Below are 22,121 nucleotides of genomic sequence, written 5' to 3' on the forward strand. Positions count from 1 at the left end.
CTCATATATACCTAGACCCTCTATGCGTCAAGTGCTATGCAACAAAAATCATTTTTTGTATAGTAGAAATATAAAAAGATAAAATAGGTCGGGTATGAACACAGAGAAAATTTGGTCAGACTATAAAAATGAATTAACATTTTACATCAAAAGTAAAGTATCAAATGATCACGATACGGAAGAACTTTTGCAAGAAATACTCATGCGTATCCATTCAAAACACCATACCCTACAATCATCAAAATGCTTAAAAACATGGATATATCAAATTTCTAAGAATGCGATTATTGATTTCTATCGAAGAACCAAAAACACCTCTACCCCATATTGTGAAAGCCTATATCAATACACAGAAATCGAGCATCCATTCACAGAATGTCTTATACCACTCATAAAAACTCTCCCCCTTGAGAAACAAGAATTACTATTAGCAATTGATATCCAAGAAATCCCACAGAAAGAATATGCTGAACATATTGGAATAAGTTATTCGACCTTAAAGTCTCGCGTACAAAAAGCACGTGAAGAACTTAGACACGCTTTTGATAACTGTTGTCATATGAGTTTCGACATGAACAATAAGGTAATTGATTACAAAATTAAAAAGGGTGTAAAACCACCGTCCGATAACGACTCATAATCAATATGATAAATATTAATCATCTCAACCAATTTGCCTAACAGAACAAATAAATTTCATTTAATTTTCGTCTTATGAGTTCCTGCTACGTCTTTATAAGAAAGTAACAGGAGATAAATTATGTTTTTTGACGGTAAACATTCAGAAACATCAAATAAATTCATTAAAAATAGCCCATCAATGTTGAACAACATTTTCGGAACGGAAGATGTAACGCCCATGTGGGTTGCTGACATGGATTTTGTAATCGCAAATCCGATTAAAGAAGAGTTATTAAGATTAGCTAACAGAGCTCAATTCGCATACGAGTTTGATTCTGAATCCGTTTTCAATGCAATCTCTAAGTGGTTTAAAAAAAGACATGCTTTGGAACTAAAAACTGAAAACTTCACTCAAGTATCAGGTGTTTTGACCGGCATAGCTTTGTTGATAAGAGAATTAACTCAAGAAGGTGAAGGTATTTTAATTCAATCCCCTGCATATCATCAATTTGCTAAGGTTATTCAAACTGCTAATCGCAAACTTGTAAAATCGCCATTGGAAATTGTTGATGGTAATTATCAAATGAACATAGAGGATATTGAAAACAAATTAAGTGCTCCAGATATCAACTTGATGATTCTATGTAACCCTCATAATCCTGTGGGACGTGTGTGGAAAAAAGATGAGTTAATTGAACTCACAGAAATAGCAAATAAACATAATGTTACAATCATCAGCGATGAAATTCATGCAGATATTATATACGAGGGGCATACTTTCACCAGTCTCATGCAAATAGATCCTGAACATCATATTTCGTTGATCGGTTCACCATCTAAAACATTTGGCCTTCAAAGTATTTCCAATGGGTATATTTACACAGAAAACCAAAATCTACATCAAAGAGTCAAAGCTGCTTCCAGCTCAATGTATCTTGATCATGGAAATGCGTTCACCACTTTCGCCACAATCGCTGCATATGAACATGGTGAAGAATGGCTAGACCAACTCATAGAATATCTCTCAGGCAATTTATCTTGGATCAAGAATTTTCTCAGCACTGAGTTACCGGAAGTGAAGGCTTCCCCTGTAGAAGGCACCTACCAGATCTGGCTTGATTTCAATGATCTAAATCTTGAGGGTGATAGATTAATCGAAGTTTTTGGTACTGCAGGATTTGGAGCTTCACCCGGCACATGGTTTGACTCCAATGCGACAAGCTTTGCTCGAGTTAACTTTGCAATACCATTATCTGAAATTCAAAAAACGTTCATCGCCTTAAAACAAACATTGGCCGATATAAATACACATGCATCAAGCACAAATGGCGCATCCAAAAAACAGGCCTGTTGTTAATTTGAGGACACCCAAATGCTTAAAAACAAAATTGCATTAATAACTGGTGGCTCAAGTGGAATTGGCCTAGCAACCGCAAAAACGATGCTAGACAATGGTGCAAAAGTAGCAATAACCGGAACAAATGAACAAAAACTTCATGCAGCAAAAAAAGAGCTCGGCGAGGATTGTTTTACTATCGTTGCAGATATCACAGCGCCCTCGGAACTTGAGGATATGTATGCTCAGTTAAAACGAGAATTCGGACATATCGACATTATGTTTGCCAATGCAGGAATTGCTTACGCAACTCCAATAGATACAACAGATTATCAAATGTTTGATCGATTAATAGATGTAAATGTTAAAGGCACTTTCTTTTCCATCCAAAAAACACTGCCTCTCATGACGGAAGGCTCTTCAATCATTCTGAATACATCTTGGCTCAATCGAATAGGAGCAGCGAATAAATCGGTTTTATCGGCATCTAAGGCTGCTGTTCGTTCTTTCGCGCGAAGCATGTCCGCTGAACTCCTTGATCGAAGAATTCGGGTGAACTGTGTGAGTCCAGGCACAATCAAAACACCAATACATCGTAGCCCGAACGAAACAGATGAACATTTTGAAGAATATTCCAAGAGGGTTGGAGCACAAGTGCCAATTGGCAGGATGGGAAATCCTGAGGAAATTGCTTCAGCAGTTCTATATCTCGCAAGCGACTCTTCTGCCTACCTTTTAGGGACTGAAATAGTTGTAGATGGAGGAAGAGCAGAACTTTGAAAAGATCAAGTTTAAAACTAGAAAGCGCGCTTTATTAAAATACTTACTAACGGAGCATAATAAAATGCATGTCGTAAAAAACAAAACCCAGGATCAAGTTGAAGTTGCAAAAGGAGGGTTGTTAGATCGAAGGAGATTTCTGCTATCCGGAGCAACTTTTCTATCCGTTGCAGGTGTATCTCAAATTGCCTCTCAATCACACGCAAAGGATTTTTCTAAATTTCCAGACCATATGTTAACACCTGGTTTTCCAAGCGAAGATTATGGCGTACCTTCTGAATACGAAAATCATGTAAAACGTCTTCCTGAAGAAGTATATGGTTCTGCCATTATCACGGCTGCCTTTACGCCTCTTGATCAGTTGAATGGTATCATAACACCAGCTGGTTTACATTTCTCAGTACATCATAATGGCATACCAGATATTGCGCCTGAAAATCATCAATTTATGATACATGGGTTAGTCGAGAACGCGTTGAAATGGTCAGTTGAAGATTTACTGAACTATCCAATGGTTAGTAGATTTCATTTCCTTGAATGCTCAGGAAACTCAGCGCCAAACATCATCAGTGATAAACCGTTAGATTGGACATGTGGCCACATTCATGGGCAAATTTCTGGTTCTTTGTGGACAGGCGTTCCACTGAAATATCTGCTGGATGAAGCAGGCATCAAACCCAATGGCGAGTGGGCCATGTGCGAAGGTGCAGACTCAGCAAACCATGTTCGCAATATTCCTCTGAAAAAACTATATGATGATGCAATTATCGCATTTTATCAAAATGGCGAAAGAATAAGACCGGATCAAGGTTATCCGATGCGATTATTCTGCCCAGGTTATGAAGGAAATATGAGTGTCAAATGGCTACACAGAATCGAAATTTCCGATATTCCATCCCAAAGTAAAGATGAACAGAGCCTCTACATGGATGTTACTTCAGACGGGCGGATCAGACAGTATTCTTATACAATGGAAGTAAAATCCGTCATAACCAAGCCCTCTGGTAAGCAAGGATTACCTGAATCTGGATTATATGAGATATCTGGTTTTGCTTGGTCGGGTCGCGGTAAAGTTAATAAAGTAGAAGTTTCAGCCGACGGCGGTAAGACTTGGGCAAATGCGCACCTAGAAGGTCCTGTCATGGATAAATGTATGACACGCTTTACCATACCGTGGCAATGGGACGGCAAAGAAACTGTCCTCGTAAGTCGAGCTACCGACGAATTTGGTAATGTCCAGCCAACACGTGCTGACTGGGTTTCACGTTTCGCACGTTTCTCCCATGGTCACAATAACTCCATCAATTCGTGGCATATTTCCCCTGAAGGTAAAGTGAGTAATATCTATGTTTAACCTTAAAAGAATTTCTACTCTAGCCTCAATAATACTCTTGTGCATCCCAATGACTACAAGTGCCGAAGAAATAAAAACTTCAGGTGGAACAGCTATGGAGCAAAGTGAAATTGATAAATGGTCTATTACGATCTACCCCGACGGTCGAAACTTGCCTGACGGCAGCGGCACAGCCAAAATCGGTAAGCCTCTCTACGAAGATCAATGTGTCGATTGTCATGGGGTGGATGGCGATAAAGGTATTGCACCTCGGCTTGTAGGTCAGATGGGCTATCAGGAATGGAACCCACATCCATTACTCGCACTAACCGTCGCGGCCTGGCCAAATACAACGACAATATTTGATTACATACGTAGAGGTATGCCACATCATTCTCCCAAAACTTTGAGCGATTCTGACGTATATGCCTTAACTGCATATATTCTCCATCTGAATAATTTAATTGGTGAGAATGACGTATTAGATCGTGAAACTCTGAAAGAAATTGAAATGCCGTACAAAGATAAATCTTTTAGCGCATGGGACCTAGAAGAAGGGGGAGAAATCAGAGGCAAGCCTCTAAATTCCCAATAGATCAAAAAAGCGCCACTGAAACTAGTAATTAACGTTTCCCGGCGCTTTTCATTAACCTACAAATATCAGTTCTTAGAAAGAATAAAACTGTGGTACGATCTGTAAATCTTTTCTCTGAGTCCAATATATTCTAGGTCATAAACAATGATTACAGTGAGGATTAAAAGAATGGATACGCGACAATGGGTTACTAAGGCCGTAAAAAAATAATGCAAATACTCATAGATCTGCGGATACACATCTATTTAAATTAGACGTTAAAGCATTTCCTGGTATCGATATATATATCTTAAGAGTGAACCTACTCATCCTACCAGAAGTTAAAAACATCGGCTTGCAAGATCGCTATTCTTATATCCCTTTTCAATGGGAAAATATTCTCTGATACAACCATTATTGAAACGTCATCCGGCAGCACAGCTGTGTCTGATGCATTATTCCGTTTAAAAAATACATACTCGAGTTTACAATTATTTGGTAGAAGTACCTAGATACTTCAAATAAATCTGATCATATTCCCCAGAGTTCTTAATTTCCTCCAGTTTACCTTGCCATAAGTCTATAATGAAATTAGGTATTTCTTTGGAAGCGGCAATATAAAGTGGGAAATCAAGTAACTTCACATTTGTTCTTCGAATTTTTGAACGTGGAATACCAAGCTGTTTTAAATAATAACTTGTTCCAATAGGACTTGAATTAACTAAAAGATCTGCCTCACCCAGAAGAAGGTGCTTAAATTGCCCTTCTACATTTGGTGTTTTGCTTAAATTTTCTAACCCTAGTCCCTCAGCATAGCTTTTTATTAATCCATAATGTCGGGTTGCTACTAACTCAACCTCCCTGACATCATCTATGTTGTTAAATATTCTCTGATCATTGGCTCTTTTATAAAAGAACACTTCATCATTCGCTATAGGGCCTATCCACTGAAACCTAGCCTCACGTTCCGGCGTCCTGAAAAGAGAAAAATTAATTACATTGGAGAATTTTTCCAACATTATTTCCCCCCGAGCACCAGGAACAATTTTAATGTCATAAACTTGATCAAGTTCACGCATAATAGCGTGAACAATTTCCACGGGAAACCCTTTTAACTCGCCTTCTTCGACATAATTATAAGGAGCCCAATCTTCAGTAACTACGATCAATTCCAGATCATTTGCTTTTATTGTGGAACTACACAACAACCAACCAAAGCAGAATATTTATATCACTCAATTTCAAACCACTCTAAATCGTCTACAAAAGTATCGTATGTCTTACGCGAATGTGGATCAATATTCTTACGACCTAAATAATCATGTAGCTGAACAAAGGTCGCGTATTCGATAGAGTCTTCTGAGAACCATGTTGCTTCACATTCGTAGCAATGGAAAACTGTCCTATCAGTTATCCCTATATAAACTTTTTTGACCCAATCTTGCCTACATCGTGGACATTGAATTTTCATGATCACCTACTGAGGATATGCAGTTATAATATTATTGGTTTTTGGATCAACCACCACTCGTATACTGGTTTCTCCTGCAGTACCTACAGCCCTTCCCATGTTTACAAGAAATGCGTTGGAGTCGTTAGGTAATGAAGCACCTCTCTTAGACCAAGCTTCATCAACTAACGCTAATGCATCATCACCTTTTGCATTAAATACAGTGTGATTTTTCTTATTAGGGTTAGGATAAGTGTGTGCAAGCACGTGATCTACGCGGTTTCCAAAATTCTTGTCATAGCCATATTTTAAACCAGCGGGCGATACATGAGTAATGTCACCATCTGGTGTTCTATATGATTTAAATCCAGTTGGGGCATTAATTTTTGCACCAACACTACCACCAATCTCTGTCCAAGTATCAGGAACTCCCTTATTTGTAGCAACCTTATGAACCATTTTAATAGTACCATCGCTTGCTTTTTTTGCAAGGACAGTAACCCCACGCACCAAACTTGCCCCACCAGACGCTAGACTGAGTATTTCGGTTATCATTTGGGCTTCAAGACGATCTGCCTTTTCAAACTGACCCGCAGCACGTGCAGTATCAATTTCACCTTGTATCGTCGTATAATAATCCACCAAGATCGTCGGATCTTTTACGAAAGCCTGTAATCCTTCTAAACGAAGAATTAGATCATTTTTTGCCTGTTCACTAAATGGCGAAGCTACTACATCACTAGCTAAGTCTACTGTCTCTAAAACAGCCCCTTTGATCGCATTAGAAACCCCATCCAGCGTGCCTGTATTTTTATAGCTATCAACTTCTGCCAGTATCTTGTTTTGTGAAGCGGCTAAATTTGTAGAGAAGGAACGTTCAAGAAGGCGTAATTGGGCTTCGCCAGTTGCATCAAGATTGTCTTGTGACCTTAAATCTGCGATACGCGCATTAACTTCATCTCTAACTTCGCGCAAATCCAAGCGAGCCTTAACAAGAGCCGTTAAACCATTTAATTCATTCTCTGCATCCGATGCATTGGGATCAAACACGGCAAGACGCTGATCTTGTGCAATAATTGAAGTTGAATGGACTAGTGCCAGACTAGATGGACGAATGACACCTTTCAAAGCCTCATAACCAGGCGGCGTCCAGTCAGACAAAGCATTGTCATAAACAGCAGCATTCGTGCGGATGTGATCGGCAAATAAACTGCTGTTTAAATAGAAGTCATCACGCTGTAAAAAGGCAATTGTTTTACCTGCAACAGTGACATCAAAGTCAGAGTTTTCTGCCGCCATGCGACCAATAATGGCTAATGCTTCCGGATCAGCTTCCAACAAAGTAGAAGCCCATTGACCGTCGACTTCTGATAAAGCTGCCTGAATCAGCAAAGCTTCCCATTGAGCGGCATTGCGTGTAGCACCTTCTTCATTTGCTAAACGGGTAGCTTCTTTTTGAATGGCTTGTATTTCTTCTGTATGAAGTTGGCGATTGTAAAGGTTTGCATCATAGGCAGTTGCATTGGCCGTATTGACGGCATCCGCATCCCCACCGGATAGAGCAACAGCAACCGCAGCGACTAAGCCTGCTAATTGAGCTTGATTTTGTTTGTCCGAGGTGATGGCTTCATATGTATCCCCCAACGCCTCTTGTAGGCCTGCCCCAATCGCCCCGGCAAAACAGCCGCCACTTCGTGCTTCGCCGATACCACATCCGGCAACAGCATGAAGTAGTATCTTTTCAACAGATCCATCTTCAAGTTTAAACCCGTCGCCTAAACCAAGATCATCATTAAACTTACCCGCAGCAAAATCACCGATCGCTTGATAGATTTGCGAAGATGCCACATTCACGGCGGCTGTCACTAGGGCAGATTTTAGATTATCTCCAAGTTCACCATTCCCAAATGCAGTATTCACACTTGCTTTAACAGCTGCGCTGATTAACTGGTTCTTCACGGTATCTTGGATAGAGTTTAAGTCAGTAAAATCAAAGTCAGTTGCGGTCGCACCACCTGCAGCATTACCTGTTGCTTCTACCCCAGCCGCAGAGGTAATTCCCGCTGTCAAAGCAGCCGTCAACGCGCTCATGACAATACTTTCAAGTCCTTCACGAGATACGGTATGCTTAATTCCATCAAAGATATTACCCTTACCGTTGATTGTCCCAACGGTGAGTTGCGTGAGAGATGAGATAACTGCAGCTTTAGCAGCAGCGCCCACACCCGCCGCAACAGCAGCAGAAGCACCTGCACCCGTCGCCGCAGAAGAGGCAGCTGTACTTACTGCCGCAGCCAAACCAGTACCAGCGGTTACAACAGCCACGGCAATGGCCACCACCGCCATGGCGGCGCCGGTCATGCCTTCGTTTTTCTCATCCCAGCTTTCGTAATGTTCCTGAACCGCGACCCAATCAATATCATCACGTTCAAGGGCCTCTTCCATCCATTCAAGGCCCGGTAATTTGGATAAAGCAGCTGCATCTTCTAGAAGGTTGCCACTTTCACGATATTCAACCGTGATCCCTTCGGCAGATTTGAAGTTGATACTGCCTTGGGCTTCCATCAAGACCATAGACACAGTTTCGGCAATTTCGCCTTGGCTATGCATCTTGAACCAGGCTTTGCCTTCATAATTCTTTTCTAGGGATTCAAATGTACTATCGCGTGCCGTCAGGAGACGAATGCCGCCTTCGGTCGCTTCAAGGAAGATATCTTCGCCCGCTTCCAATTTGGACCCAACCAGTTCTAAATCTTTGCGTGCTTTGAGCGAAATCTCTTCACCCGCTTTGATACTGGTGTGAAGTGACACATAAAATGAGAATTGTGACACATAAAACGCGAATCCATAAAATATGGGTTCGCGGTTATAAATTTCCCTCTTTAAAATCAAAAAAATTGAGAAAATCATCTAGTACTAGTAGCGGAAATATTCTCATTCAGATTGAATTAAGCGCTAATGTTAGTAGTAGAATTCTAACCAGCCTCGGATAAATATGTATATGTTAAATTAAGATAATCCTTCACGGATATCTAAATATGCAACGTTTTCTGTATCAAGAGTGACATCCCCCCCTTGAGAGGCCAGTATCGCCCCATCCAGCTGAGTATGATCTCCCACATTGATATTCAGATCATCTCCCGCAACAATGCGTGTTTGATTATCTACATAAGCACGCTCTGATTCAGTACGGCTATTTGATAAATGCGCAGAAACACTTACCCCATAACCAACTGTCGCCGAGGCTCCCGCAGAGAAGGATTTTGCATCACCTGAACTTGTATCCTGACGGGAGATAACAGATAAATCCCCGCCCACAGTCATATCAATGCTTTCATAAAAAATGCAAGTCAAGGCAAAAGCAAAGCCGAAAGCCCTTTTTTATAATTTTCAGGTAGTTCGCTCGGAATTTCTTCGAACGGCACATATTCAAAAGGAGAGATCACGAGTGTAAACTGCCCGACATTCCATAAACAGAACCGACAAAGGACAAGTATCTCGGTTAAATGGTTTTGCAATTCATAATCACCTTGACTTGAAGCTTCTCTGATAACCTGCTCCAGGTCTGCAATCAAAGCTACAAACGACTCAACAGTGTAAAAACTCGAAGGATCACAATCATCAACATCCGTCAAAACCATAAAAGTTTCCGACTCGTTCTCTCGTTCGAGATAAGCACCGTTTTTTTCATGAAATGTATGGTATACTAGGCGTTTATCGCCATTTCTTTCATATACTGAAATGCCCTGCATAATAACCTGCTATCAATTTAGAAGACCGGGGAACACATTAATAAGCTCTCCACGACGGTTCGTTATAATTGTTATTGTGGAAACATTATTTCCATTTTGATCAATTCCTATGATTCTTCCAACATCAACTTGACGTCCAAACTTATTTGTTTCAACCGTTTCCATTTGTAAATTACTAAGAATTGGCCCTGTATATTTTTTATTTCTCATAATTCGTGAGGAAAATTCATTGTAATGCTCATGGAATAGTCAATTCGATATACATTTACAGAGACGTTTATCCCAACAATATTATTCTTTATTAAACTGTTCATACACCCATCTTGCTAACACTTCAGGTGAAGTAGTTTCTTTTCTAAAACACTCTTCACCCCGATCTTTTGCTACAATTGCCATTTTTCCTGAATTCGTTATTTCAATATAAGGCCCTCCGAATTCATCAACTTCTGTGCCTAAAGGGAACTTTTCATATGGGTTTTCCTGTTCTTCCGCATACTTAAAAAAATATTCCATTACTTTATCCAACATTATGATAACCTCTCAATTAATTAACTAGTTTGATAAAGCCCTGATCTACCAACTCATCAATACTCATAGGCAATTGATGCTGAATACCTCCACCTGGCTTACCAAACCAAGGAGCTGCCTTTCCAGATTTTACCTCTGGAATTGGTTTTAAAACTTCATACTGTCTGTAAGGTGAATTTTTACTAGAATTTGGTAATGAACGTTGATCAAAAGGGACCTCCTTTGGCGCAACGAACGAGCCTGTATCTGTAAAGTTACCTTTTTCATCAAAGCGCCCACCATATCTATCAAATGTTTGTCCAGGTTGCAGTTCTTTAATTGTTGGTGGGCCATCAAAGCCTCCGTCAAATCCACTATTAGCTTTGGTAGGCCAATCTGGGGTGCCGTCGGATTTCACCCACCTTGGATCAACACCTAATTTCTCAGCAGTTGCAACCTGTGCTGCTGTCGGGTTGTTTACTGGGGGACGCTGCCCACCCTTAGTACCATCTCCACCATTACCTTTTTTACCCCCCAGTTTCAATCCTAGTAGAGCAAAAACTGCAAATCCTGCTGCATCTACATAACTTTGAGTAGAAGCCGATATCTCTGGATCAGAAGATAAATCATATTCAATATTATCAACACTGTAATCAAGTATGCCCGCTAAGGCTAACTTCGATACTTCCTGCTTCAGTTCATCTATCTCTGCTCCTGCCACCGTCTCTATTGCAACACTGGCTGCGGTTGCAATTAATGTTTTTAACGGACCACCTGTTAATACTTGAACGGCTAATAAAGCGGTAGCAGCTTCTTCAGTAGGAAGACTATCTATATAAGTGTCCATCTTAACCAGACCATCCATAACCGACAGCCCAATTAATCTATGTTTTGTAGGCCTAATAGTGATATCAAGCCCGTCCCCACTGTTACCATCAGATCCCGAAATAACTTCTGCTCTTCCCGAAATTTCCTCCGCAGCCAAAAAATCAACCATTGCGGATTGGTAAATAGGATTATTCAAAATCTTGTTGATGTCCCTGTTACTTAACCCCTGTTCTTTCAATAAGGCTGCTTGCTGTGCAAGGTTAGCTTGTAACCCCTGTTGGTTATTAATGATTTCAAGTTTGATAGGGTTTAGTAAATTATCAATCTTGGTAACAAGTTCGGATACAGCACCACGTGTTTGCTCAAACCCAGATGTTAATTCTTTTAAAGAATTACTACTGACATAGACATTGATTGCAGATTCATCATGCCTTGTGGTTTCTTGTGCTTTGTCTAAATCCGTGTTGAGGTCGGAGATATCCTGATCGGGATTAGATCTAATGGTGATGGTAGTATTACCATTCGGACTGGCAACAGTGGCACGGGTAATACCTTTGGTTTCAACACTGCTATTGCTAAAACCAATACTGCCATTTGTGGTGCTGGTATCCGAATTCCCACCAGAACCGGACAAAGATGTGCTGGTTTGATTAAAATAGTCGTGATCATTGATATTTGAATATGCAAAGCTTTCTGTATCAAGAGTGACATCCCCCTCTTGAGAGGCCAGTATCGCCCCATCCAGCTGAGTATGATCTCCCACATTGATATTCAGATCATCTCCCGCAACAATGCGTGTTTGATTATCTACATAAGCACGCTCTGATTCAGTACGGCTATTTGATAAATGCGCAGAAACACTTACCCCATAACCAACTGTCGCCGAGGCTCCCGCAGAGAAAGACTTACCATCACTTGAACTTGTATCTTGACGAGAGATCACAGATAAATCCCCACCCACAGTCATATCAATGATTTCATCTGCGGTGATATCAGCCCCGGCAATAATTGTATCGTCCCCGGACGTGGTCGTTAAACTTCCCCCGACATTCAATATTGCGTTTCGTTGTGCTTCGGCAATGGCATCATATTCCGACAGATCAATATTGGCACTACCACGCACACCAATTGCGGCCCCGCCGGCACCTGCAGAGGCCCCAAGGCCGATAAAGGCATCAAAGGAAGCTGAGTCATCATTATGGGCTGCGATATCCTGTGCAGAGGTGATTACTAAATTTTCGCCCGCATCGATACTCGCATCGCCCCCTACAGTGACTTGCGCCCCATGTAAAACGGTATCTTCACCAGAAGTAATTGTTAAATCACGTCCCACATCAACGGTGGGTAAGGCTGTGGTTTCATAATGAGTTTGGGAAGAAGATTTTTCCCCGCTGGTGCTGAAACCAATACCTGCGGATACGGTCTCACTCACAGCCCCGGTGATTGTATCAATTGTGCTTAAAGTTTCTGATAAGGCAGTGACTGCCTTATTCGTTGTGCTACCTTTGCCACTGCCTAGGTTACGTTTGTAATTTTGTAAGGCTTCAACCGCACCAGATACATTTTCTTCGCCATAGGCAAGAAAGCCACTTTGTAGCATCTGGCGTTCAGAAGTAATATCTTCAATATCATGATTAGTTTCGATAATGACATCACGCCCAGCATCCAATGTGGTATCGCGACCAGAAGCAATATCCGATGAAATCTGACTAATATCACGTCCTGCGGTGACATTTAGATCATTGCCTGCGGTAATCTGTGATCTGGCATTATAGCTACCTTCAAATGTTTGGCTATTTGTCTCTGTGCGGACGCCTGCGAAAAGTTCCGCGCGATCTTTCAAAGCAAAATCATATTCAAAGACAATCGATTCTTTTTCCTGACGAGAGGAATGTTGTTCAAGGTCTTGTGCAGAAACAATAACTACATCTGTACCAGCATCAAGAGTAACATCCCCGTCCGCAGTGACAGTTGACGCAACCACACCAACATTATCTGGCGCTGTGATGGTAATATTGCCGCCTGCTGAAAGTTCACTGCCACGATTAACAACAGATACATCCGTATTTTCATTTGTCGTTCGAGACCAGATTTCCGCTTCACCGGACGTGCCCGGGATAGGCGCTGTACCAATTGTTTTTATTAAATCTGTAAAACTACCAAAGCCCGTCTTTTGCTTCATTTCATATCGATAACTTCGACTTTGATCCGAAGAAATCAGAATATCTGCCGTGGTTGAACCGGATGTTCCTGCTTCCAGATCAATATTTCCATTGCTAATCACATCAGATGCCTGAATGGTAATATCTTCGCCCGCTCTGATATTCACATTGCCACCAGCACCCAGCATTGAAGAAACAATAGTTTCTTCATACTCATCCACAACATGGGCAGAAGAAGACATAAAGCCTTTCTTCCTTATATCGGCGGTTTCATCTTTGACATCTTTTAAATTCGCGATATTGACATTATTGCCCGCATCAAGATTTAGATCGTTATTGGAAAGTAGAACACTACCTTCCACATTAATGTCATTGCCACTGTTGATCGTTATATCATTCCCTGCGGCCACGTTTGATCCATGCCAAGTAGTATTATCGCCTGTAACTGTCTGTCCCGATGTTTCTGAGTAGTTGTATTTATCTTTTTGTGCGACAGCTGAAATTGTTACATCATCATTCGCATTCAAGGTAATATCATCTGTTGCGGTGACGGTGGCCCCAAGAATATTGATCTTACTAGCCGCATCAATTTGAAGATTTCTTCCAGACTGAATAAGACCATGCTGATGCATTAAATCTTTATGAATATTAATATGGTTCTGATGGGTAATTGTTACGGTTTTATTCTCAACATTCCCTAACGTTGAGGTAAGCGTTAAATCTTCCTCAACAATAATCTGACCTGATTCATTAACAATGTCGCCAGATGCAGTGATTTGTGCATTTTTTGCAACTAAAACATCACCACCTTGATTGGCAAACTCTGCAACAGTTGCGGTGAGATCCCCGCCAGAGGCAATCAAAGCGCCTGTATCTGTAATTTCAGCATCTGTCGTACTTGCCAGATAAACTTTTGGAACAAGAACCCGTTGACCATCAATGACCATCTCCACATACCAAACCAAATCTTCATTGAGATTATTGATTTGTTCTTGTGATAACCAAATCCCCGGTGCAATATTCATATCATTGGCATATTGAACACCCGCATCCAGCAAGTTTTTCATTTGGGCACTGTCATCTGTCACCGATGGATCAAGCCACCGTTTGCCAGTTTGTTGCTGAATTTGTTCATGGATCAAGCGGGTATCCATATAGGAATCCCCTAAACGCTTCACATCCGCAGGAATGGTATAATCCGGTAAACTATCAATAAAGTAATCGGACCCATAGAATTGCCCTAAATCAGCATAAGCAAAACGTGTTTCATATAAGGTTTCTTCATTTGGTGCTGCATCCCCAAAAAGGCTTTTAAAACCAGCAACACTATTCGACAGAAATTCAAATAAAGCCTCGTTACTACTCTCGACACTTGCAAGTGGTTCTGACGGGTTTGCTTGAAGGCTTCCTTCCACCCCATTAAAGGCGGCTAAAGATGCCCCTTGTGCAATGGAACTATAATCAAGAGCAGCGCGCTCACCTTTATCAATACTATCAACCGTAACAGCTACGCCAGGTAAAAAGGAAATACCTTCTTCCACATCACTGTTATTAGTTAAGGTGCCTGTTAAGTTTAAGTTAACATTGCCACCAGCCTGAATGATCGCGGCCTCAACGCCGGCAGAGGTAGTTTCAACAAGAAGATGAGATCCTTTCTGGTCAAACCATTTACATGGACCACCTAAGCATCTATTAAACCCAGCACTTTGATCTCCAGTGAAATAGAGCTTGCTGGTTAAGGCAAGACCTGAGTTATTCAAATCCACACCAGATATATCAATATCTCCGGTTGCAGCGATAGTGCTGTAATTATTGTTAAGCGTGTTTGCTTCGATAACGATATTTTGGCCAGACTGGATTGTGCCGCGAGCACCACCTGCCAATTCAGTCTTATATTGCCGAACTCTAACAGAGCCGTAATCATAATAGGCCGCATAAGCCATACCACGGTCTGGATGTGGGATCACAACCGTACTACCATCCGTCAGATAAGCATAACCGGCACCAGAGATAGATGCCCCCGGCACGGAATTTATGTTAGGCAAAGAATTTGCTGTTTCATGATAGGTTTTATCAAAAACTTTGCCGTCAACAACAACCAAGTTCTTACGCGTGTTGGTAATCGTGTCAGCTTTTAGAGTGATAGTTCCATCATCACTTTGGATAAGACCGGATTCATTAACGATAGAGTTCGCCTTACCACCAGCATCCCCAGTGATAGACAGATCACTCAAGGCGATGATACTACCTTCACTGTTAAGAACATCTCCCGTTGCTTCAACGATTAAATCTCCTTTAACCATCAGCAAACCAGTATTAGTCCAGTCACTTAACCCTGTTAAAGATAGATCACCACTACTGATCCACTGACCATCGGTCACCAATGGAGTTGTAGCAGCCGCGGCAAAGGAGGTGGTTAAACTCTCATCCCCCGTAATTGTACCCGTATTATCAATGGCATCTGTTAGGGAGAGATTTAAACTACGTGCCGCAAATAAATTATTACTGTTGGTTAGACCCTTAGCGGTCGCATCGAATGCCCCTTCAGTTTGAACCTGTCCGGCATTTGTCAAATTATTCACAACATTGATAGTTAAACCATTTGCGCCGACATCAATTGTACCTGTTGCGCTATTTTCAATTGTATCGGCACTGGTGATGGTTAACCCAGTCGCATCAATATCACCTGCATTTTCCAACGCGTTAACGACAATTGACAAATCGTCACTAGCGACAATTTTCCCGCCGTCCGCATTCGTAACTTTTCCTTCGTGAGACAGAGTTCCTGATAGAACCACTTCCCCCTCATTGGTGAAACTGCTGCCCTCATTTGTGAAAGTCAGATCACTACCACTGATTATTCTGTCTTTACTGGTAAAGTTTGAACCGATGGCAAATGCCAAATTTGGGGCTTGTATCAATGCATTGGATGTTAAATTGTTTTGTGCGGTTACCTTAATATTTTCGCCTGCAACTATCTCCCCATCCAATGTTGAATCTTGTGTAAGGGCAATCTCAATATCTTCATCAGCTTTAAGGTTTGCCGTATTCGACATTGTGAGTTGATGACTGTTCAAAGTGAAATCTTGTAAGGAAAGGATATTCCCTGACATATTCATTGTGGATGTGGCATTGATCGTTGCTGTTGTTAAGGCCTCTATATTCCCGGATTGTTCAAAATTACCATGTGCAGTGACATCTACAGTATCACCCGTCATATCCCCAGAGTTTGTGAGACTATCCTGACTGGTAACTTGCAATTGACCCGTTGCGCCGATCACACCTGCATTGTTAAGATCACTTGTTGTGTCAACATCAATTGAGCCACCCGCAACAATTTTTGACCCCGTATTTACAGATAGATTGGTGCCAGAAATATTGATGTTTTCTTGTGCCGCGAGCTCTTTTGTTGTGGCAAGCGTAATATCTTGTGCCGATGCGTTAATATTCTTCTTGGCTGCAATTGTACCCTGTAAATCAATATTATCAGACTTGCTTTCAAGATAGACTGATCCATTAGCATCCAGATTCTTAACGATAAGCTGACCATCTGCGGTAAGGCGCATATCGCCTAAGGATGCCGACATATTATCTGGGGCCTTTACCCCAACGCCATTTTCATTGGCAACCAAAGAGATACGCCCGGCATATATCCCCCCTAACAGCGTAGAGTCGATTGAGAAACTGGGTTTTGTCGCATTATCGATGGTTTGCTCAGTAAATGACTTAGACTGGAAATCATATTTCCCATAGCCCGTCACAATATCAACAGCGCCACCATGAATATCCCCATTAAGCTCAACCAATCTGGAAATGATTTCTCCAGAAGTCGCATCCCCAAAGTTCAACCCATTGGGACCAATCTGCACATTTTCCTGACTTAAATCAAACTGTGGATTAAGGGAATGAAGACTATTCGAGTTAACATTTCCGGTAATTAGAGATGCTCTTGGTGTGTTAATAAAACCACAGCCATCACAAGTAATACCATTAGGATTGGCAAGTACCAACGGCGCTGAACTGCCAAATAACTCTATAGCACCTGTTAATTGTGAACGCGTTGCCCCTGTAACTTCGTTTAAAATCAAACGTGCTTCGTTACCTTTTTGCAGATTGGCATTCCCTAATACACCACCTCCAAGCTTTGAGATACCCGCATCAGAGCTATTATTCACAACCAGATTCTTCGAACTTACATTGAAATTCTTAAATTTATTATGTGAAACACCATTGCCAGTAGGTGTCGCAATGTTCAATACTGGCGTTCCATTAATAGACGTTGTCATCGACGTATTAGCACTTGATGGGTCAATGGTAATATCAGTCGCGTAAGAAGGCACGATAGATTGGGCGAGGAAACTTAATCCAACAAAAGAAGTAAATATTTTCTTTGATAGATTGATTAAATATTTGTAATTATTCTTATAGTAGAATTTTTGCATATACTTATAGAACAACATTACTTATCTCACTCAATTATAACTTTATGAACTCAATGGCTGAATTCATAACTTGATACCAACACTGGCACGTATGGAACTGCCTTCCTTATCGAAGGAAAAGGCACCTGTTAGCGGTTTTTCATATGTGATTTCCGCAATCAAATATTCCCCATTGACGCGCATTCCCAACGCTGAACCGGAAACGCGCCCCCCTTCAAATGCATCATTCAGATCCGATCTAATCCATCCCGCATCATAGGCAATAAAAGTCTCTATATTTGTTCCATCAAAAAGCTGATGATCTATCTGTGGATACCAGATAATTTCATTTCTGATATATCCACCTGTGTCGCCAGAAATACTGTTATTGCGATAGCCACGCACGCTATATTGACCGCCAGCACCGATTTGCTCTGAACCAAACAATTCGTCCTTGCTATACTGAAAAGTAACAGAATTACTTATTCCCAATTTCTCTGTTTCAAATTGAAAAGGATAATAAAATTGAACAGAACTTATCCATTTAAGGAATTGAGCCTCAGGATCATTTGGGGAAAGACCGCTATCCTCCTTAGCCCCAAGAATTCGTAATCCTTGTTCCAACCCCAATGAGGAAGACAAACTGCCATCCCCCAGACGGCGACTATCCCATACCTCCAATGCTAAAGAGGATAATTTTCTACTGCTTTCTTCTAGATAAGTTTCTTCGATATAATTTCGATCATTTTGAAAATTGATACCAATGTTGAAGCCCGTTTTAGATACTTGATCTCTCATCATTACGTGATCAAGCTCTAAGCTATGACTGGTACTATTTCCTTTTGATTCAAACACCTGATTAGAACTGCTAAAACTGGTTTGATATTTATAGTAACTACTGAACCCCCGGATTGATGAATATCCTAGGGGGATTGACCAACTCAAACTCATGCTTTTTTTAGCCAACAAATCTTGATTATGTTCGCCATCATGGGCGACATTCAAATTCCATTGATCATAAATGCCAAAGAAATCTTCTGCGACGGCATTAAAGGTATATTGCCTAACGCCTGTTGAGTCTGAGCCATTATTATCCGTTGATATGGTTAATGATACAGGCTTTGTTCTGGTCACATTCACATCAACAACACTTAAACCTTCTTTAGAACCTGGTTGTAAATCCAACTTGGCGTCGAACGATTGAAGGCGATTAATTTGATCTATACCTTGTTCCAGGTCACGCAGGCTCAACAAAGCTCCATCTTGTGTCGGAAAAACGGTTAAACCTTCTATACGCGGCTCTTCATTTTCAAATAGGCTGATAGATTCAATGTTACCATCCTGAATGAAAATACTCAGTATTCCATCAGATAAATCTTGTGAATGTAGATAAGCTCTTGTGGTGATATACCCCAAGTCACTTAGATACGTATTCAATTCGCTAAGTAGATGTTGTAAATCTTCTAAAGTAACGCAGTCATTAAGATAACCAGAAACAAGGATTTTTAACTCTTCATCAGAAAAATGTTCAGAACCTTGAAACGTGACTTCATGAAACTCAAAACAAACATTGGGATCTGCTGTTAACCCCTTGTTTGGATTTTCCGGTAGTATACGTTTTGGCGGTTCCTTATCATTCAGCAAGTCTCTTTCATGCTGACGTTGCTGTTCTTGCTGTATAATAATATTCTGTTGCTGCTGAAGGTATTCAGGCGTGGTTACAGTGTTTGCGAAAGCTGTGCCTGACGCAATCAAAACAAAACCTGCCCCAATTAAAAATTGGTTCATGCCCCTCTACACCCCACTCGTAAATAGAATGCTTGAAACATGCACAATTATTTATGCATAAATCACTCTCTATTAGCGAGCCCAATTAGTTAATTCACCCAATAAATTTATAGCTATCTAACTAACTTAAGAATGGCTTTCAACAACTTTCGATTTGGATTTATTTCAAAATTTATCTTTTAAGTGTATTAGGCGAGAAATGCAGGTGCTAAATCGTTGACCCATTCTCATTTTATTGCACATCAGTTCAGTCCCAATTTAGGAGACATCAATCAAAATCTATACGGAATATCCGCTGAGCAAACCTTAGCTTTCATAATGCTGATCGTGAAGTGACTCATGGAATTAGAATGGAATGACACATAAAACGCGAACACATAAAATATGGGTTCGCGTTATTATTTTATACTTTTTTGTATCGGTTGGAGTTCTAAGAAAAACAATACGCAGATCACAATAGTCAACTTAAACATTTATAAAACCTTCAATCCGAAATATCAGTTCAATAGGGCCTTACGATAACCCCAGAGCATTGCTCACTGTTAAGTGACGTATAAAATTGTCTATATCTCAAATCAAATAGTTAGATTGATACAATATTAAGTATATCTGAAATATTGTCCCGTCATGAAACCAATCGTCATACAAACAACAAGAAGTGCCCCCACTAATTTTGGTGGTGCAGGTAAAGGTAAATCAAACCATCGGCATATTCCCCCGATTACGAGGCCCAAGATGATTCCAATGAATGCATTTAGACTTAGCATATTATTCTCCTGAAGGGCCGCCACAATTTTTGGCTTGCGCATTCGCCTTTAATGGACAGATATATTTATCGGCTAAGATATATCCCGATGTCATTGCGACTACCAATAATGCGCCGATTAAAACGGGAGGCGCTGGGACAGGAATACTAAAAAAAGCACAGCCAAATCCTATGACGAAACCTAAAAATAGGCCTAAGGCGACTTTAACGCTCATGGTTTCTTCTCCCGTTGCTGTGTAGATAGTGTTTCACTATTGGTTGCGTTCCATCTTCTAGGCATGAGATTAACCCATCATGTATTGTTTTTTCATCTACACTTGTGCGTGCGTGCTGACGCTCATGCTCTTCCCAGTCTTCTATAAGGAACTGTTCAACAAATACATTTTCTGTCTCTAAGTCTTTAAACAAATGCCATCGATAGGCACCATTACGTTTTCTGATTAAGGAAAGTTGATGAATACGGTATTTGAAGTCATCCTCTTTTAACGAGGAAAGCCTGTATTCAATAGTAACCTGAATGGGGCCCTCGTCTCGATTAGGTATGACTCGTAACTTTCTATGTTGGTGATATTCTTTTGCCTGCTCATGATTTTGGTGTGTCATATTTTTCAAAGAAAAAGGGATCATCAAGAAGGCAACAATAAATGATATGGGGGCTATCACTGCATATGTAATCTGAAGACCGATTATATTAACCAATTGTCCCCATATGGCACTACCAAGCGCCATAGAACCAAAGCTAACCATCAACATAACAGACATTGCGCGTGCACGGACCCAGTTCGGGACCGTTTCTTGTGCTTTTACGCGTAACAAAGAAAAAACCATGATCCACGCCATACCGCCTGTGAACAAAGCGATACATGCAAGGATAAGATGTTCAGTCATGCTCAACATGATAAAGCTTAAGGATAAAATTGCGGCTGCAATGAATAACAATGAATCAATTGATAGATGTTTTTTGGCCAAAGGCATGACAAATGCGGTTAAGATCGCCCCTATGCCCATACTCGCTTGCAAATAACCAAGAACCTGTGCGTTTCCTTGTAAAACTTCGCGTACATAGAGCGGAAGCAAGGCTAACAAAGCAATAGCCGTGATGAAAAATAGACCTGACCGCAATAAAACGATCTGTAAAGATTTCGTATATCTCGTAAATCTGATTCCTGCTTTAATAGCGCCTATGAATCTTTCTGGCGCCATGCCACGATCCACAACATTTCGTCGCCAATAAAGAAGCGAAATAATGACGCCTAAAAAGGACACTGTATTCAGGGCGAAAACCGCATAACTGCCACTTGCAGCAATTATCAGACCTGCTAATGCCGGACCGATGGCTCTGGCAGCATTTATACCTATAGATCCTAACGCAATCGCTTGAGACAAGTCATTTCTAGGCACAAGTTCAGGTATGATGGCATCCCATGCGGGCATCATCAAAGCAGCCCCTGTGCCAATTGCGAAAGTAAAGAACAAGAGCAACCAAGGCGTCATCATATCTGACCACGTCATGAATGTGAGGCCGATTGCTAATAGCAACATATAAAACTGTGTCCAAAGCAGATATTTACGTCGATCAAGGATATCTGCTAGGGCACCAGCAACTAATACAAAAAGAAATACGGGAAGAGAGGTTGATGCCGCAACCAACGATACCATCAGGGGATTATCGCTTAGTTCCGTCATCAACCAACCGGCGCCGACTTCATGCATCCACGTCCCAATATTTGAAACAAGAGCAGCCAACCATAAAAAGGCAAAGCTTTTATGCTTCAGAGGAGATAATGAGCCAGCCATCAGTAT

General features: G+C 41.0%; 15 protein-coding genes. 5 read left to right on the forward strand and 10 right to left on the reverse strand.

Translation table 11 applies throughout. The features are described from left to right. The first annotated feature begins 94 nt into the window (after positions 1-94). The 5 genes from sigZ (at position 95) to E1160_RS09075 (ending at position 4,665) form a co-directional block, all read left to right on the forward strand. A complete protein-coding gene (gene sigZ / locus E1160_RS09055) occupies positions 95-640 on the forward strand; it encodes an RNA polymerase sigma factor SigZ (RefSeq protein ID WP_155154829.1) in 546 nt (181 codons plus the stop codon). Between the two features lie 120 nt (positions 641-760). Then, positions 761-1,978 (forward strand): MalY/PatB family protein, encoded by a 1,218-nt coding sequence (locus E1160_RS09060; protein ID WP_155154830.1) that lies wholly within the window; start codon positions 761-763, stop codon positions 1,976-1,978. 15 nt (positions 1,979-1,993) lie between these two features. Then, entirely contained in the window at positions 1,994-2,737 is a 744-nt protein-coding gene (locus E1160_RS09065) for an SDR family oxidoreductase (RefSeq protein ID WP_155154831.1), read from the forward strand. Positions 2,738-2,801: 64 nt separating this feature from the next. After that, complete coding sequence (gene soxC, locus E1160_RS09070) at positions 2,802-4,091, forward strand: sulfite dehydrogenase (protein WP_218048809.1); 1,290 nt, start codon at positions 2,802-2,804, stop codon at positions 4,089-4,091. Between the two features lie 49 nt (positions 4,092-4,140). Then, positions 4,141-4,665 carry a c-type cytochrome gene (locus E1160_RS09075; protein ID WP_218048810.1) on the forward strand — a complete coding sequence of 175 codons (525 nt, stop codon included), beginning with the start codon at positions 4,141-4,143 and terminating at the stop codon, positions 4,663-4,665. Between the two features lie 470 nt (positions 4,666-5,135). On the opposite strand, the gene E1160_RS09080 is transcribed toward E1160_RS09075, so the two are convergent. The 10 genes from E1160_RS09080 to E1160_RS09125 form a co-directional block, all read right to left on the reverse strand. After that, on the reverse strand, positions 5,136-5,813 hold the full coding sequence (locus tag E1160_RS09080; RefSeq protein ID WP_218048811.1) for a substrate-binding periplasmic protein: 678 nt from the start codon (positions 5,811-5,813) through the stop codon (positions 5,136-5,138). Between the two features lie 308 nt (positions 5,814-6,121). Then, positions 6,122-8,926 (reverse strand): DUF637 domain-containing protein, encoded by a 2,805-nt coding sequence (locus E1160_RS09085; protein ID WP_218048812.1) that lies wholly within the window; start codon positions 8,924-8,926, stop codon positions 6,122-6,124. Between the two features lie 177 nt (positions 8,927-9,103). Further along, positions 9,104-9,418, reverse strand: a complete 315-nt coding sequence (locus E1160_RS09090) for a hemagglutinin repeat-containing protein (RefSeq protein ID WP_155154836.1) — start codon at positions 9,416-9,418, stop codon at positions 9,104-9,106. 26 nt (positions 9,419-9,444) lie between these two features. Next, positions 9,445-9,846 carry a hypothetical protein gene (locus E1160_RS09095; protein ID WP_155154837.1) on the reverse strand — a complete coding sequence of 134 codons (402 nt, stop codon included), beginning with the start codon at positions 9,844-9,846 and terminating at the stop codon, positions 9,445-9,447. Between the two features lie 291 nt (positions 9,847-10,137). Further along, on the reverse strand, positions 10,138-10,374 hold the full coding sequence (locus E1160_RS09100; protein WP_155154838.1) for a hypothetical protein: 237 nt from the start codon (positions 10,372-10,374) through the stop codon (positions 10,138-10,140). Between the two features lie 16 nt (positions 10,375-10,390). After that, a complete protein-coding gene (locus tag E1160_RS09105; protein WP_155154839.1) occupies positions 10,391-17,803 on the reverse strand; it encodes a hemagglutinin repeat-containing protein in 7,413 nt (2,470 codons plus the stop codon). 45 nt (positions 17,804-17,848) lie between these two features. Further along, a complete protein-coding gene (locus E1160_RS09110; protein ID WP_155154840.1) occupies positions 17,849-19,552 on the reverse strand; it encodes a ShlB/FhaC/HecB family hemolysin secretion/activation protein in 1,704 nt (567 codons plus the stop codon). A gap of 599 nt (positions 19,553-20,151) precedes the next feature. Then, positions 20,152-20,319 (reverse strand): DUF1427 family protein, encoded by a 168-nt coding sequence (locus E1160_RS09115; protein ID WP_155154841.1) that lies wholly within the window; start codon positions 20,317-20,319, stop codon positions 20,152-20,154. A gap of 1 nt (position 20,320) precedes the next feature. Next, entirely contained in the window at positions 20,321-20,533 is a 213-nt protein-coding gene (locus E1160_RS09120; protein WP_155154842.1) for a DUF1427 family protein, read from the reverse strand. Next, the gene (locus tag E1160_RS09125; protein ID WP_155154843.1) at positions 20,523-22,115 is read right to left on the reverse strand and encodes an MFS transporter; all 1,593 of its coding nucleotides are present in this window, start codon (positions 22,113-22,115) and stop codon (positions 20,523-20,525) included. Before E1160_RS09125 ends, E1160_RS09120 begins: the two co-directional genes overlap by 11 nt. Positions 22,116-22,121 lie beyond the last annotated feature (6 nt).

The sequence above is a fragment of the Curvivirga aplysinae genome (assembly GCF_009711445.1).
Lineage (GTDB): Bacteria > Pseudomonadota > Alphaproteobacteria > UBA8366 > Aestuariispiraceae > Curvivirga > Curvivirga aplysinae.